This window comes from Limnospira sp. PMC 289.06, from assembly GCF_032350395.1.
GTDB lineage: Bacteria > Cyanobacteriota > Cyanobacteriia > Cyanobacteriales > Microcoleaceae > Limnospira > Limnospira platensis.
In genome coordinates this window covers 1-431 of record NZ_JARPLC010000497.1, presented here as the reverse complement: position 1 = coordinate 431, position 431 = coordinate 1, and the positions used below count along the sequence as shown (strand labels likewise).

General features: G+C 49.2%; 1 tRNA gene. It reads left to right on the top strand.

Features of this window, described 5'->3' with window-relative positions:
- Positions 1 to 248: 248 nt before the first annotated feature.
- Positions 249 to 321: transfer RNA gene (locus P5674_RS25970), tRNA-Met, on the top strand.
- Positions 322 to 431: the final 110 nt, after the last annotated feature.

Below are 431 nucleotides of genomic sequence, written 5' to 3'. Positions count from 1 at the left end.
CGGATATGCCCACAGGTCGCGGTGTGGATATAGATACTGCGATTAGTAGGAGTATAATGGCGAGAGCGAGTTGAAAGACTACGTGGTGCATAAAGCTCCAAAAGTTGAAGTACGAAAGCAGGGGGTAGTAACTCTGTTCCTATGAAAAAGGGTGTCCACATCAGGAGCCGTGTGATGCGAAAGTATCAAGCACGGTTTTTAATGGGAGTTCGGGAAGGTGACTTCCCGTTCGACCCCTACCGATTTGTGCGCCCTTGGCCGATTGGGGAGGCAGCGAACTCATAATTCGCCTTCAGACTGGTTCGATTCCAGTAGGGCGCATTCCCGACAAGACTTTATCCTGACTACTATCGCGTGATATCGCTCAACCCGATATTCGTACCGTTACACTCAAAATGCACTCCATTCAGTCTTAGCACACGGGACAATTA